The sequence below is a fragment of the Paraburkholderia lycopersici genome, from assembly GCF_900096975.1.
Lineage (GTDB): Bacteria > Pseudomonadota > Gammaproteobacteria > Burkholderiales > Burkholderiaceae > Paraburkholderia > Paraburkholderia lycopersici.
Window position 1 is genome coordinate 1 of record NZ_FMYQ01000018.1, and the last position, 15,913, is coordinate 15,913.

Below are 15,913 nucleotides of genomic sequence, written 5' to 3' on the forward strand. Positions count from 1 at the left end.
TTCCATTCTTCGTCCGACACATCCGTCGGGTAGGGTTTGCGTTTTGCCATCCAGCCAGGATACCAGGTCTGGCCGGAAGTGCCTAACACGCTCTAGCCGTGCGGCGAGCGCGCGCAATGCTGTTTTTTGAATTTTTCCCGTTGAGGCCTTCGGAATTTCGTCGATGAATTCCACCGCGTCAGGCAGCCACCAAGACGTGAAGTGTGTCGCCAAACGGCCGATTAGCTCATCAGCCGTCGCACTGCGGTCAGCTCGAAGTTTCACAAACGCAAACGGCCGCTCTTGCCACTTGGGATCGGGCATCGCCACTACCGCCGCCTCCTGCACGGCGGGGTGGCTCAGTAGAGCGTTCTCAAGTGCCACCGAGCAGATCCATTCCCCGCCGGACTTGATCAAATCCTTGAGCCTGTCGGTGATCTGGATATAACCCTCTGTGTCAATATGCGCGGCGTCTCCTGTTCGCAGCCACCCGTCGCCGCTCCACGAATCCGGTGAGACCGTGTCGTAATATCCTGCTGCGACCCATGGTCCACGAACATGCAGCTCGCCGACGCTCTCGCCGTCCCAACGGGCCGCGCCCTGCCCGGTCATGATCCGCACGTCGACGAACGGAAGTGGCAAGCCCTGCTTCAGCCGATAACGCAGCGAGTGACCGGTATCGGCACCGCCCGCTTGCGTCAAATGCGGTTTGAGCGTCGAGAACGCGCCGACCGGCGACAGCTCGGTCATGCCCCAGGCGTGCGTGGCGCGGATGCGGTGCCGGTCCAACGCGACCATCATCGATTCCGGGCAGGCGGATCCGGCAACGACAAGACGCAGCGACGGCGAAAGCCGCTCACGGAGTTCCGGCGCTGAATCCAGCTTGTCGATCAGGCCATGCCATAACGAAGGCACGCCAGCGGAAAGTGTCACCTGCTCGCTAGCCAGCAGATCGAACAGGCTCCCGGCGTCAAGGCGCGGGCCGGGCAGTACCATCCGGGTGCCTGTCAGCATGGCCGGCAAACGGTAGACACCAGCCATTGACATGAAACATCGGCACCACGGGCGCCAGAGTCTGCCGCATTGACAGATCGAACACGTCGGGTAACGAGATACAAAACGCGTGAAGCACCAGCGCTCGATGACTGTAGACGACGCCCTTCGGCCGCCTGGTCGTGCCCGACGTGTAGCACATGCTTACCGGTGCGTTTTCGTCGGGCCGCCGAGAGGCACGACGATCACGTGCTCGAATCGCGTCGATGTGCGGATTCGCCTGTAGAGCGACAGCAAAACGTCGGCGATGATCAGAATGCGCGCACCCGCGTGATTCGCGATGTAGGAGATGTCGTTCGGAGCGAGCCGCAAATTCAGCGCATTGAGTACGCCGCCCGCTGCAGGCACGCCGAAATATGCCTCGATGTGCGCATAGTGATTCCACATCAGCGTCGCTACCCGCTCGCCCGGTCGAAGCCCCAGATCGCGCAGAGCACCTGCGAGCCGCGCGACGCGGCTCGCCAGATCGGCGACGCAACACCGGTGCGCGCCGCCATCCGGCATGCGCGAGACGATCTCCATGCGGCCGTGCACATTTGTCGCGTGAGTCAGAGTCCCGCGGACGGTGAGCGGAAAATCCATCATCGTGTGTTGCATCATCCGTTCACCCCTTCGTCATATTGAGCACCGGCACCAGCGCCGGCTCGGCATCGGCCGTCGCCGACGCAGCGTAGACTCCGGCCAGCTCCCGCCAGTTCTCGCACCCATCCCCGCGCGCCCTGCCCGGCGACGCGCGTCACACCGACCATACCGGTCGCCATCACTGCACAACGCTGGTCCGATTCCAGAAGCCTGGCCTCAAGAAACACGACGCCTGACGCACGACGCACCGCATGGCACTCGACCATCTGCGCTTTGCAGCGCACCGGCTTCATGAAATGAAGCGATAGCTGTACGGTGCCGCAGGTGCGGCCGCGAAAGTGCAGAATGCCCGCAATCGACATCGCGCAATCCATCATGCCTGCGATCATCGCTCCGTTCAGCCGCTCGGTGCCCAGCCCGCCTGCATGCGCGGGCGTGCCGGCGCTCGAGCACGAGCCGCACCGCGACGTCGTCGGCGAGGTCGAGCCGGACGCCCAGGTGATCGAGGACCGCCATCCGGGAAAGGCGCGCCTGCCAATCTGCCCGCTGCACCGTGGACATCGGAATGGAGAGAGCCGCACCCCCTTCAGGCCTGGCACTCATGCTGGCACACGCTCGACAGCCAGTTCCGTCGGCGTCTGAGCATCGACGAGCGCCGTCGCGGCACGATACGGTGACCAGATGAACCGACGCCAATAGCTCTCCGCAACGTCGACCCACAGTCGCAGCACATCGAGACTTTCGACGGAATTCGCGAGGCTCACCATCAGCCAGCTATAGACCGCCTGTCTGTCGCGACAATCCTCGCAATGTCCCGATGTGCAGCAGCGCTCGAGCGTCTGGAGGTCCGCTTTCCAGGTGTTGAATAACGGCAGCGTCGGGTGGCCATTTTCCATGCGCCGCGCGTTGTCTGGATGATTCTGGCTAACGCTCGGGCACGTGTGGCGACCGAAAGCGCCGGGCCACGCCTTGCCTGTCACCATCGCCTCGATGTGGGCCGGATGGTTGACGACAACCTCGGGATAGGCCGCCTGCACGCGCAGCATTTCGGCGAGCAGCCGTCGCTCGTTCAGCATCTTGAGCGGGTGGCCGGTATTGTATTTGCTGTAGAAGTTGAAGCTGACCACATTGCCATTGTCGCGAATGCGCCTGACCGTAGGCTCGATATGCGTGATGTCGTCCTCGGTGGCTGCATACACGAACGTCGCGCGCGCGTCCTGATAATAGTTCTCAAGCGCGGTGTCGAAGAGTCCGGTGAACGGCACGCCGCTCGGCTTGATCGCGCGCAGCTTGTCGTCGAGCGGGCCGCCGCCGAAAAGCGAGATGAACACCGTCACGTTGCGGAATGGCTCGGCGTTTGGGAACGGCTTCAGCCCGTTAGTCGAGATCGAGACGAAGCGCATCGCGGTCACGAATGCCTCGATACGCTCGGGAAACAGCGTCGGCTCGCCACCGATCAAGAGTGCCGTATTCACGCGATGCTTGCGCTGCGCGTTCGCGAACTCGCGTCATGCGTCTATATCCTTGTTCTCCTTCGCATGCTTGTCGTGGCCGAACTCGAAGAACCAGCATCCCTTGCAGCGGATATGCATAGTACGGCCGCTCCCGGAAGGGCTGCGCGAGCATGTTGCTCGTGTCAACGCCGATGTCCGCCAGCACTTCGGCACTCAGCTGATAGTGCTGCACTTCTTCAGCGGCGCGCGCTCGCAGCAGATAACCTTTTCGTAGGCGTTCGGCGCCAGGCTGTAGAACACCTGTGTGTAATCGTCGGCCCCCGTCAACTCGCCTTCCGTATGCACGAGCATCAGGTGCGTGACGAGTTCCTGGTACTCCTTCGGCATGTTGCGTAAGTCTTCCGGCGTCTTGACCGCATGTTCTCCGAGCGTGGATTCAATCTTTGAGGAATTCATTTCTATTTGAGTTGCCATCGTGGTGGTTAGAATTCGGGAGGATGCTCCAGCAGAAGCCGGGGCTGGCGCATCCACATCGCCGCAGAACCGACAAGAGCATCATCAATAAAAAAGTAGTCCGAACTTATTTGATAGGGTACCGGTCTATCTGCATGTCAATTTTTGCGTTTGAATAAATTCGTCTACTTGCAGGAGTCGGCTAACCAGCACCGATGCGCTCACACTACCGCTGTTCTTTCGCGTGCCCAGGGCCTGAACGTGAGCCAAAGCAACAGGCCGGGGCATTGCAGCGCGAGATTGATGCCGAACGCCCATTGATACGCCTGTACAGGATACGCACCGCCCTGCGACGGCCAGTGCGCGATGACGGCGCCCAAGGCGGCCTGGATCACAAATGCGAGCAGGAACACGAGCAGATTGAATGAGGTGCTGACGCGCCCCGTCAGATGCGCCGGCACGCTCTGCGCGATGATCGCGTAATTCATGGTAGCCGCCGTGCCGAAGAACGTGAACCCGCAGGCGAGCAGTAGCGGGCTCCGCCCGTGGCCCCAGATCATGAGCGCCTGACAGACGAGAAAAACGGCGATGCCCCCTCCGCACACCGTGATCGGATTGACACCGAAGCGCTTGAGCCAGTCGGTCAACCAGCCGAAGCAAAGCGACCCGGCGATCATCGTCACGGTACCGGCAAGCAGCACGTCGGCCGCGCGAGCGCTATCCAGCCCGCCGGCATCGCGCAGCCATGCGCCCATCCACAGACCCTGCACGGCCATGTAGGTCGCGTGCGCGAAAATTGAATAGAGCGATATACGCCAGAACGAGCTGCTGCGAAATAGCTGCCCGATGTCGCGCCACATGTCGCCCAAGCGCGCTGTTTGTGCGACCGGGCGCGGCTCGGGCACAGCGAAGTAGATCAGCGCGCTGACGGCGACTGTACACATGCCGAGGACGACGAACACCTGCCGCCAATCGAGGTGTCGCAGCGCGACTTGCATCGGCGTCGTCGATGCCATCGCGCCAAAGCCGCCGACCGCGAGCAGCGTCGCGGTCGCCAGCGACAGGCGTTCGCGCGGTAACCATTGCGAGCTGGCCTTGATCGCGGCCATCAGCGAGCCGGCGACGCCGAAGCCGATCAGTCCGCGTCCGATTGCAAGCATGGAGAGGCTGTGCGCATACGCGAACACTACCGAGCCGGATGCCGCGATCAGCATCAACGGCGCTTGTCCGCGGCGGCAGCCATAGCGGTCGAGGGCGACGCCGATCGGCAATTGCGCGAGCGCGAAGGCGAGCAGATAGGCGCTCGTCAGCCAGCCGAGTGCGTTGGCGTTCAGGCCGAGTTCACGCGCCAGATCGGGATACACGACGGCGTTGACGTTGCGGTAGAGGTAGGACAAAAAGTGCGCCAGCGTGAAAGGCAGCAGAACGAAGACGACGATGGCCGCTTGCGAGCGGCCGCCGGGTTGCGCGGACGTGTCGGGTGAGGAAGGTGCAGACAGGTTCTTCATGACGTTTGCGTTCCTGTTTCCTGTGTCGAATGTTTCACGCTGCTCCCTCGCGCACTTCGGTGGCCTGCCACGCTGGATCGGCAAGACACACGTGCGAGGTGCGGAATTCGCAGCAGTAGCGCCCGTTCTCGTCGGCGAGCCACAGATCGCCAGGCGCGGGCTGCATCTCGGAGAACAGCAGCGGCTCCCTTTTTCTCGCCCACTTAGCGAGCAGATCGATTGCGAACGGGTTGTAGAAGTCAACGTAGATCGGCTTCGGCTCGCTCGCGCACTTCACGAACACGTAGCGCGGCAAGCCGCTCGCAGCGCCCCAGCCGCGCCACGCGAGGTAGTGACCGGCGTTTTCGAACGAATCGTCAGCCGCCTCGGGAAAACCGCCATCGATGCGCCACATGCGGCGCTTGAGCAGCACGCGGCCGAACGTCAGACGCCGTGGCTCGCTCTGGCCGATCAGCTCGCCCGCCAGGGCAAAACCCAGCCGGTGGAGCTCGGTGGGCATCACCGTAAGCAGGTCCTGCTCCGCTCGCGCGGTGCCGGTATGTCAGAATCCCGTCGCGCAAGGCAACCTCGCCCGCGCCCGCCCGCAAACGCCGCTTGCGGGCCACATGGTCGCCGCCGCTCGGTCGCGACTTGGGCAAGCTCATCGACATCGAGCCAGTCGATGTGCGAGCGCTGATAGTGCCTCGGCGAGTCGGCCGCCACGATCGTCGTGGGCGAAAGCGCCGCCGCGACCTCTTCTCGAATCGCCTCCGCGTACGGGCAGAAGGGTTGAGCTACGGGCTGCGATACCGTATGCACGGCCGGGTGCACCTCACCGATCACAATCTGGAAGTCGCCGCACCCTACCGCTTCGAGGCTTGGCGACGCGACCATGAAATCGGGCGAATGGACCCGCGCAGCGGCCAGCGTAAAGTGCTTCGCGCGCGGTTCGTGCCGATCCGATGCCGCCATCAGGACCTCGAAGTCCGCGCTCGTCAGCGCGATCTGATCCGGTGTCGTGTGCCGCACCGAGACTTGCCCCCACGCATCGCGCACCATCGCGCGAACTGCTTCGGCAATCGGCTCGCATCCGAAAGCCGCAGCACAACCCAGTGCTCGAAGAACGTCTTGCGGGACGTGAGCCGGGGGCCAGGCGCTGTGTGTATGTCGAGGTTCGGCGCGGCGGCGCCCGCAAACCGGCCCCACGCGATCGGGCCGAAGAAGCTCGACGTATCGTTTTTCGCGCACAGCTGCTACAGGTAGTTCCATGCGAGCCGATATCGCTGGCGCGCGCGGCTGTCGTTACGCGCGGCGCCGTGTTCAACTAGCGCGTCGACGCGCAGCATCGACTCCGGATTCGAGAGGTACAGCGCTTCACGCGCTTTGGGCGAACGGAAGAAATCAATGATGCGTTGCCGGCGCTCGGACAGCTCGCGCTCGTACGCTTTGTGCAACGCCGCTTCGCCTACGGCGAGCGGCGCCAGCTGAGCGTCGCACACATCGAGCAGGGGCGCCGCTCCAGCTTCGCGACCGATTCCGGCGCGGCCTTGCGCGCCACCTCCAGCAACGCGTGCTCACCTTGGGCCAACGCGGTCCGCGACTCGTCAACGCCCGCAATGTCGTCCGCACCCTCTCGAACAGCAGAAATGCGCCACCCCAATTCAGCGACTGGTAGATGCGATCGAGCAATTGTTGCCGCACGCGCGGCGCGATGAACTGCACGGTGTAGTACGCAACGATCAGATCGCTCGGCTCGTACTCGAAAGACAGGGCGTCGCCGACGAGATACTGGACGTTGTCCGGCTGCGGCGACACCTGCGTCAAATAGCGCTTCGCCTGATCGATCATGTTGGCTTCGATATCGATCCCCACCCAACGCACCGTGCCAGCATGGCACTGTGCGAGCTGACGCGTAAGCGTGCCTGTCGAGCAGCCGATTTCATAGCAGACCGAATCGCGCTTGACGAAGAAATCGCTCAGCCCGAGGACGATGCGATGACCGTCCGCATAGCGCGGCACCGATTTCGACACATGGGCTTCGAAATGGCGGGAAGTGTCCCCGCCGAAGCTCCATGAGGCATTGCCGGTCACGATGCCGTCACCGGCAATGAGCGGCTTCTCGACAGCGGGGGCTTGCGGTATCTCTTCCATATTGGGCTCGTTTCGAAATCGTCGTCATTCAAGCCGACACAGATTAATCTGCAATCCAAATCGAAACCTAGTCAAAAATTGCCGTAACCCAAAGAATGTTGAAGCGATTTTCGACGGCGAATACGCGCGGCGCCTCGACCCGGCCAGCGCTCAGGATAACCGCGCGAGCGCCGCCGCAAGCTGCGCCACGCCCTCCTCGATGCGCGGCGGCGGCACGGTGACAAACGACAGGCGCAGCGTATGGGTATCGGCTACACCGGCGTAAAACGGAGAGCCGGGCACGAACGCGACGCGCGGTCCGCTCACCGGCGCCAGCGTTGTTTCGAGCAGGCGCGTGACGTCGACGGCGTCGAGAACGCGAGCCCACAGGAACATGCCGCCTTCGGGCACGTTCCAACTCATGCGCGACGCGCAGTGCGACGCGAGCGACGCCAGCATTGCATCGCGCTGCCCCACATAGAGCGCGCGGATCTGCTTCACGTGCGCATCGAGAAAACCCGTGCGCAGCATCTCGTAAACCATGCGCTGCACGAATCCGGATGTGTGCAGATCGGACGCCTGCTTCGTCTGCACAAGCTTCTTCATCAACGGCTCGGGCGCAATCGCGTAGCCGACGCGCAGGCCGGGCGCAACGATCTTCGAAAACGACCCGAGATAGATGACGCCTTCGCCATTCATCGACAGCATCGTCGGCAGCGGCTCACCAATATAGGCCAACTCACCATAGGGGTCGTCTTCCACGATCACGACGTTGGCCTCCCGCATGGCTGCGACGAACTCACGGCGCCGTGCCAACGGCAAGCGCCGACCTGTCGGGTTCTGGAAATTCGGCATCGTATAGACGAAGCGGGCGCCGCGAATCGCCGCCCCTGTCAGCGCTTCGGGTACGATGCCTGCGTCGTCGCACTCGATCGGGACCAGGGCCGGCTCGGACAGCGAAAAGGCCTGCAGCGCGCCGAGATAGGTCGGGTTCTCGACGAGAATCCGGCTACCCGGGTCGACGAGGACTTTCGCAAGCAGGTCGAGTGCCTGCTGCGAACCGGTGGTGATCAACACCCGGTCTGGAGTCACGTCATGACGATCGGCGATCCATTCGCGCAGCGGCGTATAGCCCTCGGTCGGTGCATATTGAAGCGCGGCATCCGGTGCCTCATCAAGGATTCTTGCGCACGCTTCCTTCATCAAGCCGACCGGAAACGTTTGTGGCGAGGGGATGCCACCGGCAAACGAGATAACCGATGGATCTTCGGTGATTTTCAGTATTTCGCGAATAGCTGACGAAGTCAGACGCTGTGCTCGCTGGGAGATATCGAAATGCATATATACGTCTCATGTTTGAGCCGTGGGGCGTTCGGTGACAAGCCCGCAGTGGGCCTGTCACTGTGGATTTCACAAGCCTAATTGCCGCGTCGAGACGCGCCCTAGTCAAAATTTGCGGCGTCTTCGCTTTTTTGCGCTATCCGAGACGGTAGTGAAACGATAGAAGCGGAGCCGGCGCGATGCATCAAGTGATCGAGACGAAGGCGGCACCTTTGCTGACGTGGCGGGCGCGATAGACAGACGGCGTAAAACCACAAGCGCGCCGGAACTGCTTCGAAAACTGCACCGGGTCGCCGAAGCCGCTTGCGAACGCCACGTCCTGAATCGACATGTCATCGCGTTTCAGGCACGCACAGGCGTGCTCGATGCGCTTCTTCAACAGATACTGGTACGGAGACGTACCAGTGGCCTGCTTGAAGCTGCGGCAGAAATAGTATTCGCTGAGCCCCATCTGGCTCGCCAAATCGGCGAGGCCAATCGGCAACGCGATATTTGCCTCGATAAACCGGTCGAGACGGCCGAGTTTCACTGCGTTGATCGACGGCAGCTTGCTGTTCGTCTTACCAGCTCCACGGTAGCGCGTGACAATGTACCCGGCCAAGGTCCGTGCGAACGTTTCCGCGAACAGCTTGCCATGCGGATTTCCGTTTGCCAGCTCGGCGTCGATAAGTTCTGCGGCCTCAAGCACGAAGTGGTCCTCTTCGATAGCGAAGTGCGGCGCGAGGTTCACGCGGCCAAGGCCCATCTCCGAGGCCACGGTGTCAACGATCGACTGCTCGAGTGTAATCAGATGCAGGCTTCCAAGCGCTGTCGAGTACTGCACGCGATGCGAACAGCCGCTGGGAATGAAGGCCGTGGTCCCCCGTCGCTGAATTTCCAGCCGCCGCGTTCCGTCCAGCACCCGATTGGCCTTCGACATAGGGTTAAGCTTAACCATCAGATAGTGCTCCAGGATCACGTGCTCGACTGTCTCGAACAGGCCATCCTCACGATGCTCGAAATATAGGGATCGCCACCCGGATAATGCGCTCGCCCGCACAGCCTCGGAACGCAGAACAGCTAAGCGGCTCGTATCATCGCGGAAATTGAGGATCGGGATCGGCTTGCTCACTAAAATGGCCATCCTTTATGTTGAACAGGTTCCGAATGTTGGAAATGCAAGCTAGAGCTCATGCGCCAGGACATGCGTACCCGTTATGGGGCAATTTGGAAAAAAGATAAACATTATTCTTTGCGAAATAAAGTCGCCGTCCCATGCTGGCCGACCTATCTCCGTGCTTATTCCAATAACGCGACGCACTACATCACATGCAAAATTTTTGGTTGGTAACATTAACTTTCTGCATCAGCCAATTTATATTTAAATATAATTATATGAATCGGGAATTTAATATGCGTCAACATCCCGTTGTGTCGCCATGTTCTCGCGCTAAAAGGGAGTAATTTAGACGAATATATTTAAGCGACAAACCTATCGATTGAGATAGGTTGTTATAAGATAGATATGTGGATTGAAACTGGCCTCAGTGAGCGGGGATAAGTTTACTTTATCAAAAAAAGAACCAATGTGTTGAGTAGTCGCGGAACGGCGAAATGTCGATGCGCAGGTTTTTATTTGGAATAGCTGATTAAGATCTTGAAACGTTCGCCCCGTCGCTCGCAGCTGTCTCTACATGGGAGGGCGTCCGCTGCTACGCGCGGATCGCAGTTCCTCCGCTACGCATCGACTAATTCCCGATAAATCAAAAACTAACAATAAAAAAAAGACCCATAAGCTTTTCAACTTATGGGTCCCAGATTCTCAGGTTATGCGGCTATCTACAACACAAATCAAACGTCAATATTCCCCGCCCGCAATGCATTGCTTTCGATAAACGCGCGACGCGGCTCCACGTCATCGCCCATGAGCGTCGTGAAGATGCCATCGGCGGCAATCGCGTCTTCGATCTGCACACGCAGCAAACGCCGCACGGACGGATCCATCGTCGTTTCCCACAGCTGCTCGGGGTTCATCTCGCCAAGCCCCTTGTAGCGCTGCTTCGACACGTTGCGCTCGGCGTCGGCAATGAGCCACTTCATCGCGCTCTTGAAGTCGTTCACGGCCATGCTGCGCTCGCCGCGCTTGATCACGGCGTTCTTGCCGATCAAACCCTTGAACGTATTGGCCGTGTTCACGAGCTGCTGATAGTCGGCGGTGAGCTGGAACTCCTCGTCGATGACCGACACCTTCACGTTGCCGTGATGGCGGCGCTCCACGCGCAGCGAACGTTGCTCGCGCACCTGGTCGTACATCGGCACCACGCTCACTTCGGGCTTCAAAGGATCGTCGCGCAACTGCGCTTCGAGCGCGCGCGCCGAAACTTCCGTCGACACTTCGGTCGACAGGTCGATCGCCACGCCGTCCATGATCGCTTCGAGCGCGCGCTCGTCGTAGAGGCGCGAGAGACGATCGACCACGCCGCGCGCAAGCTGGTACGAACGTGCAAGCTCACCGAGCGCGTCGCCCGAAATCGGCGTCGCGCCTTCGTTCGGCACGAGCTCCGAGCCTTGCAGCGCGAGGCGCAGCATGTGCGCGTTCAGGTCGGCGTCATCCTTCAGATAGCGCTCGTCCTTGCCCGCCTTGAGCTTGTAGAGCGGCGGCTGCGCGATATACACGTAGCCGCGCTCGATCATCTCCGGCATCTGGCGGTAGAAGAACGTGAGCAGCAGCGTGCGGATGTGCGCGCCGTCCACGTCCGCGTCGGTCATGATGATGATGCGGTGATAGCGCAGCTTCTCGAGGTTGTAGTCGTCCTTGCCGATGCCGCAGCCCAGCGCCGTGATCAGCGTGACGATCTGCTCGGAAGACAGCAGCTTGTCATAGCGCGCCTTCTCGACGTTGAGCACCTTGCCGCGCAGCGGCAGGATCGCCTGGAACTTGCGGTCGCGGCCCTGCTTGGCGGAGCCGCCTGCCGAGTCGCCCTCGACGATATAGATTTCCGACTTCGCCGGATCCTTCTCCTGGCAGTCCGCAAGCTTGCCCGGCAGGCCCACGCCGTCGAGCACGCCCTTGCGGCGCGTCATTTCGCGCGCCTTGCGCGCGGCGTCGCGCGCACGCGCGGCGTCGACGATCTTGCCGCAAATGGTCTTGGCGTCGTTCGGCGTTTCGAGCAGGAACTCTTCGAGCGCCTTCGCCACGACTTCTTCCACGGGCGCGCGCACTTCCGACGAAACGAGCTTGTCCTTCGTCTGCGAGCTGAACTTCGGCTCCGGTACCTTCACCGAGAGCACGCACGAAAGACCTTCGCGCATGTCGTCGCCCGAGGTTTCGACCTTGGCCTTCTTCGCGATCTCGTTGTCGGCGATGTACTTGTTGATGACGCGCGTCATCGCGGCGCGCAGGCCGGTGAGGTGCGTGCCGCCGTCGCGCTGCGGAATGTTGTTCGTGAAGCACAGCACGCTTTCGTTGTAGCTGTCGTTCCACTGCATCGCCACTTCGACGCCCACGCCTTCCTTTTCGCTCTGAACGTAGAAGATGTTCGGGTGCAGCACCTGCTTCTGTTTGTTGATGTACTCGACGAAGCCCTTCACGCCGCCCGCGAACGCGAAATCGTCTTCCTTGCCGGTGCGCTGGTCGGTCAGGCGGATGCGCACGCCGTTGTTCAGGAACGAAAGCTCGCGAATACGCTTGGCGAGAATGTCGTAGTGGTACTCGACGCTGCCGAAGATCGTTTCGTCGGCCATGAAATGCACTTCGGTGCCGCGGTTTTCCGTGTCGCCGAGCAGTTGCATGGGCGACACGGCATGACCGTCGCGCTCTTCGAGCATGCGGTTTTGCGGCACGCCGCGGTGGAACTCCATGAAGCGTTTCTTGCCGTCGCGGCGCACCGTGAGGCGCAGCCAGCTGGAAAGCGCGTTCACGCACGACACGCCCACGCCGTGCAGGCCGCCCGAGACCTTGTAGCTGTTCTGGTCGAATTTGCCGCCCGCGTGCAGTTCGGTCATCACGATTTCGGCGGCGCTGCGCTTCGGATCGTGCTTGTCGTCCATCTTCACATCCGTGGGAATGCCGCGGCCGTTGTCGGTGATCGAGATGGAGTTGTCCGCGTGTATCACCACGCGGATGTCGTTGCAGTAGCCGGCGAGGGCTTCGTCGATCGAGTTGTCCAGCACTTCGAAGACGAGATGGTGCAGACCGGTGCCGTCCGACGTGTCGCCGATGTACATCCCGGGACGCTTGCGCACCGCCTCCAGACCTTCGAGGATCTGGATCGACGAGGCGCCGTAGCTGTTGTCGGGTTGCGAGTTGTTCGTATCAGTCATGGATGTTTTCCGGTTCTGCGTACTGCCTGTGTTACTGCTCTGGACTCTTTCGAAAAGCCATAAAAACGCCAAAGGGGCGCAGCGCCCCCTGGTGTTCTTCTTCTGTCGCGCTTTTTAGATGCGCATCGGCATCACCACGTACTTGAATTCCTCGTTCTCGGGAATCGTGATGAGCGCGCTGGAGCTGGCGTCGCCGAGGCTCACTTCCAGCGTGTCGACCTTCAGGTTCGCGAGGACGTCGAGCAGATACGTGACGTTGAACCCGATGTCGATGGTGTCGCCCTGGTAGGCGATTTCCAGTTCTTCCTGCGCCTCTTCCTGGTCGGCGTTGGTCGACATGATCTTGAGCTGGCCCGGCTCGATGATGCAGCGCACGCCCTTGAACTTGTCGGACGTGAGGATCGCCGCGCGCTGCAGCGAGCGCTGCAGCTCTTCGCGGCCGATCTGGAAGGTGTTCTTGTGCGCCTTCGGAATCACGCGCTGGAAGTCGGGGAACTTGCCTTCCACGAGCTTCGAGACGAGTTCGACCTGGCCGAACGTGAACTTCACCTGCGTGGAGCCGATGTCGATCTTCAGTTCGTCGTCGATGTCTTCGAGCAGGCGCTGGAGTTCGAGAATGGTCTTGCGCGGGATGATGACTTCCTGGCGCGCGAACGCGCCCTCGATCTTCATCGACGAAAACGCGAGACGGTGGCCGTCGGTCGCGACGGCCATGAGCTGGTCGCCGTCCACGACGAGCAGCATGCCGTTCAGGTAATAGCGGATGTCCTGCTGCGCCATGGCGAAATACACCATGCCGAGCAACTGGCGGAACGTCTTTTGCGGCACCGAAAGGCTCGCGCCGAAGTCCTTGGCCTGCGCCACCGTGGGGAACTCGTCCGCGGCGAGCGTTTGCAAGGCGAAGCGGCTCTTGCCCGACTGCACCGTGAGGCGCTTGTCGGCGAGGGTGAGCGTGACCTGGCCGTCGGGCATGGCGCGCAGGATGTCGAGCAGCTTGCGGGCGGCGACCGTCGTGGCGACCTGGTCGTTGCCGACGCCGAAGTCGGCGGTCGTGGTGATCTGCAACTCGAGGTCGGTCGACAGGAACGAAACGTCGGAACCGGTTTTGGTGATCAGCAGATTGGCGAGGATCGGCAACGTGTGGCGGCGTTCGACAATGCCGCTTACCGTTTGCAGCGGCCTCAGCAGGTTATCGCGTTCGGTCTTGACCAGTTGCATAGAGTTCCTTCGTTGATATGACGGTCTGCGCCCGCCTGGCGCCGGTTTTGCCGGCATGCATGACCCCACGAACGTCACGCGGCGAGAGGCGCCGCTCAGGCGGTTGATGCAGCACAGGCCGCGGCGTGGTTACCGCCCCGGACCGCCGGGCGGTTAAACCCATATTGTGCCTGAAAACCGACCGCTTCCCTAAATTGGGGGCGATCCGCAAAATAAACAGGGCAAACCGGCCGGGTTACGGCCTTCGGTCCCGTCATTCGCCGCTGCTCGCCCGCCGTTACCCCTTCAGCGTCTGCTCGAGCACGTGCAGCTCGTGATTGAGCTGGGCGTCCTTGGTACGTTCGTCGGCGATCTTGCGCACGGCGTGCAGCACCGTGGTGTGGTCGCGGCCGCCGAACAGCTCGCCGATTTCCGGCAGGCTCTTCTGCGTCAGTTCCTTGGCCAGATACATGGCGATCTGGCGCGGCCGCGCGATGTTCGCCGGACGCTTTTTCGAATACATGTCGGCGACCTTGATGCTGTAGAAGTCGGCGACCGTTTTCTGGATGTTTTCGACCGAAATCTGCCGGTTCTGCACCGTCAGCAGGTCCTTGAGCGCTTCCCTGGTCAGCTCGATGGAAATGTCGCGGCCGTGGAATTTCGAGTATGCGAGGATCTTGCGCAGCGCGCCTTCGAGTTCGCGCACGTTCGAGCGCAGGTGCTTGGCGACGAAGAACGCGACGTCCTCGTTCAGGCTCACGCCTTCCGATTGCGCCTTGCGCATCAGGATCGCCACGCGCATTTCCAGCTCGGGCGGCTCGATCGCCACGGTCAGGCCCGAGTCGAAGCGCGAGATCAAGCGGTCGTCGATACCCGAGATTTCCTTCGGATACGTGTCGCTCGTGATGATGACCTGCGCCTTGTTCGCGACGAGCGCCTCGAACGCGTAGAAGAATTCTTCCTGCGTGCGCGACTTGCCCGAAAAGAACTGAATATCGTCGATCAGCAGCAGGTCGAGCGAATGGTAATAGCGCTTGAAGTCGTCGAACGCCTTGCGCTGGTAGGCCTTCACCACGTCGGACACATACTGCTCCGCGTGGATGTAGCGGATGCGCGCGCCCGGCTTGTCGAGCAGCAACTGGTTGCCGATCGCGTGGATCAGATGGGTCTTGCCGAGGCCCACGCCGCCGTAGAGGAACAGCGGGTTGTACGAGATGCCGGGATTGTCGGCGACCTGGATGGCGGCCGCGCGCGCGAGCTGGTTCGCCTTGCCGGTCACGAAGTTGTCGAACGTGAGCACCGGGTTCAGCTTCGAGCGCTCGTAGGTCGGGTCGGCTTCGCTGCCCGACGCCGCAGCGGCCGCGCCTTGCCCCGGGCGCCAGGTGCGTCGGCCGGCGGCGGCTTCGTTGGCGTCGAGGCTCGGCAGGTCGAGGTCGGCGGCGTCTTCGGCGGTTGCATGCGCAGCGGCGGCCGAAGCCGCCTGAACCATGCCGGCGAGCCCCGTTCCCCCCGCCACGGCAGCCGGTTGAGGCGCTGCGGCGCTCACGGCGGCAGGCGCGGCCGCCAGCGCCGTGCGTGGCGCGGCGGGCGGCGCCACGTGTGGCGCACGCATGCCCGCCTTCGGGTCGAGGACGAATTGCACGTCGACGGGCATCTGCCAGAAGTCGCGCGCCAGATCGGTGATCCGGCCCGAAAACTGGCTCTTGACCCAGTCGAGTTTGAAGCGGTTGGGAGCGGCTATCTGCAGCGTGTTCGCCGCAGCATCGAAGGCAACCGGGGCCAACGGTTTAATCCACGTCACGTACTGCTGGGGCGTCAGCTCACGCTCCAGCAGTGCGGAACAGTGTTGCCAGAAATCGTTCATCGAGTTGCTGTGGTCGTTTTGTTTGCATGCATTGTTGCGACCGCCCCGCTCTTGCCGCACACATGCGACGA

The 15,913-nt window shown here is 61.6% G+C and carries 15 protein-coding genes; all 15 read right to left on the bottom strand.

All coding sequences use genetic code 11. The features are described 5' to 3' along the window. On the bottom strand, positions 1–993 hold a 993-nt coding region (locus BLU17_RS34415), incomplete at its 3' end, for an AMP-binding protein (protein WP_218137030.1). Then, entirely contained in the window at positions 950–1,174 is a 225-nt protein-coding gene (locus BLU17_RS34420) for an AMP-binding protein (protein ID WP_425434109.1), read from the bottom strand. The genes BLU17_RS34420 and BLU17_RS34415, both read right to left, overlap by 44 nt. Before the next feature lie 2 nt (positions 1,175–1,176). Then, complete coding sequence (locus BLU17_RS34270) at positions 1,177–1,632, bottom strand: AMP-binding protein (RefSeq protein WP_281247847.1); 456 nt, start codon at positions 1,630–1,632, stop codon at positions 1,177–1,179. Further along, a complete protein-coding gene (locus tag BLU17_RS32460) occupies positions 1,629–2,003 on the bottom strand; it encodes a hotdog domain-containing protein (protein ID WP_143189287.1) in 375 nt (124 codons plus the stop codon). Before BLU17_RS32460 ends, BLU17_RS34270 begins: the two co-directional genes overlap by 4 nt. 210 nt (positions 2,004–2,213) lie before the next feature. Next, a complete protein-coding gene (locus BLU17_RS19130) occupies positions 2,214–3,089 on the bottom strand; it encodes a radical SAM protein (protein ID WP_245746928.1) in 876 nt (291 codons plus the stop codon). A 192-nt stretch (positions 3,090–3,281) separates the two neighbouring features. Then, positions 3,282–3,524, bottom strand: a complete 243-nt coding sequence (locus BLU17_RS19135; protein ID WP_245746929.1) for a hypothetical protein — start codon at positions 3,522–3,524, stop codon at positions 3,282–3,284. A gap of 218 nt (positions 3,525–3,742) precedes the next feature. After that, complete coding sequence (locus BLU17_RS19140; RefSeq protein WP_091999725.1) at positions 3,743–5,029, bottom strand: MFS transporter; 1,287 nt, start codon at positions 5,027–5,029, stop codon at positions 3,743–3,745. 34 nt (positions 5,030–5,063) lie between these two features. Beyond that, positions 5,064–5,528, bottom strand: coding sequence for a hypothetical protein (locus BLU17_RS19145; protein ID WP_091999728.1), 465 nt, complete (start codon positions 5,526–5,528; stop codon positions 5,064–5,066). Further along, positions 5,528–6,067, bottom strand: a complete 540-nt coding sequence (locus BLU17_RS19150; protein ID WP_091999730.1) for a hypothetical protein — start codon at positions 6,065–6,067, stop codon at positions 5,528–5,530. The genes BLU17_RS19145 and BLU17_RS19150 overlap by 1 nt, the downstream gene beginning before the upstream one ends. A gap of 342 nt (positions 6,068–6,409) precedes the next feature. Continuing rightward, complete coding sequence (locus BLU17_RS19155) at positions 6,410–7,099, bottom strand: methyltransferase domain-containing protein (protein ID WP_218137032.1); 690 nt, start codon at positions 7,097–7,099, stop codon at positions 6,410–6,412. 210 nt (positions 7,100–7,309) lie between these two features. After that, complete coding sequence (locus BLU17_RS19160) at positions 7,310–8,479, bottom strand: aminotransferase-like domain-containing protein (RefSeq protein ID WP_091999737.1); 1,170 nt, start codon at positions 8,477–8,479, stop codon at positions 7,310–7,312. Between the two features lie 184 nt (positions 8,480–8,663). Further along, entirely contained in the window at positions 8,664–9,590 is a 927-nt protein-coding gene (locus BLU17_RS19165) for an AraC family transcriptional regulator (RefSeq protein ID WP_176929143.1), read from the bottom strand. Positions 9,591–10,309: 719 nt separating this feature from the next. After that, on the bottom strand, positions 10,310–12,781 hold the full coding sequence (gene gyrB / locus BLU17_RS19170; RefSeq protein WP_091999742.1) for a DNA topoisomerase (ATP-hydrolyzing) subunit B: 2,472 nt from the start codon (positions 12,779–12,781) through the stop codon (positions 10,310–10,312). A 114-nt stretch (positions 12,782–12,895) separates the two neighbouring features. Then, positions 12,896–13,999, bottom strand: a complete 1,104-nt coding sequence (dnaN, locus tag BLU17_RS19180) for a DNA polymerase III subunit beta (protein WP_091999745.1) — start codon at positions 13,997–13,999, stop codon at positions 12,896–12,898. Positions 14,000–14,276: 277 nt separating this feature from the next. Beyond that, positions 14,277–15,842 carry a chromosomal replication initiator protein DnaA gene (dnaA, locus tag BLU17_RS19185; RefSeq protein ID WP_218137033.1) on the bottom strand — a complete coding sequence of 522 codons (1,566 nt, stop codon included), beginning with the start codon at positions 15,840–15,842 and terminating at the stop codon, positions 14,277–14,279. Positions 15,843–15,913 lie beyond the last annotated feature (71 nt).

Coding starts and splice junctions, on each gene's coding strand:
- BLU17_RS34420 (WP_425434109.1), bottom strand. CDS start 1,174: ATGTGCTACACGTCGGGCACGACCAGGCGGCCGAAGGGCGTCGTCTAC.
- BLU17_RS34270 (WP_281247847.1), bottom strand. CDS start 1,632: ATGATGCAACACACGATGATGGATTTTCCGCTCACCGTCCGCGGGACT.
- BLU17_RS32460 (WP_143189287.1), bottom strand. CDS start 2,003: ATGATCGCAGGCATGATGGATTGCGCGATGTCGATTGCGGGCATTCTG.
- BLU17_RS19135 (WP_245746929.1), bottom strand. CDS start 3,524: ATGAATTCCTCAAAGATTGAATCCACGCTCGGAGAACATGCGGTCAAG.
- BLU17_RS19140 (WP_091999725.1), bottom strand. CDS start 5,029: ATGAAGAACCTGTCTGCACCTTCCTCACCCGACACGTCCGCGCAACCC.
- BLU17_RS19145 (WP_091999728.1), bottom strand. CDS start 5,528: ATGCCCACCGAGCTCCACCGGCTGGGTTTTGCCCTGGCGGGCGAGCTG.
- BLU17_RS19150 (WP_091999730.1), bottom strand. CDS start 6,067: ATGGTGCGCGATGCGTGGGGGCAAGTCTCGGTGCGGCACACGACACCG.
- BLU17_RS19160 (WP_091999737.1), bottom strand. CDS start 8,479: ATGCATTTCGATATCTCCCAGCGAGCACAGCGTCTGACTTCGTCAGCT.
- gyrB (WP_091999742.1), bottom strand. CDS start 12,781: ATGACTGATACGAACAACTCGCAACCCGACAACAGCTACGGCGCCTCG.
- dnaN (WP_091999745.1), bottom strand. CDS start 13,999: ATGCAACTGGTCAAGACCGAACGCGATAACCTGCTGAGGCCGCTGCAA.
- dnaA (WP_218137033.1), bottom strand. CDS start 15,842: ATGAACGATTTCTGGCAACACTGTTCCGCACTGCTGGAGCGTGAGCTG.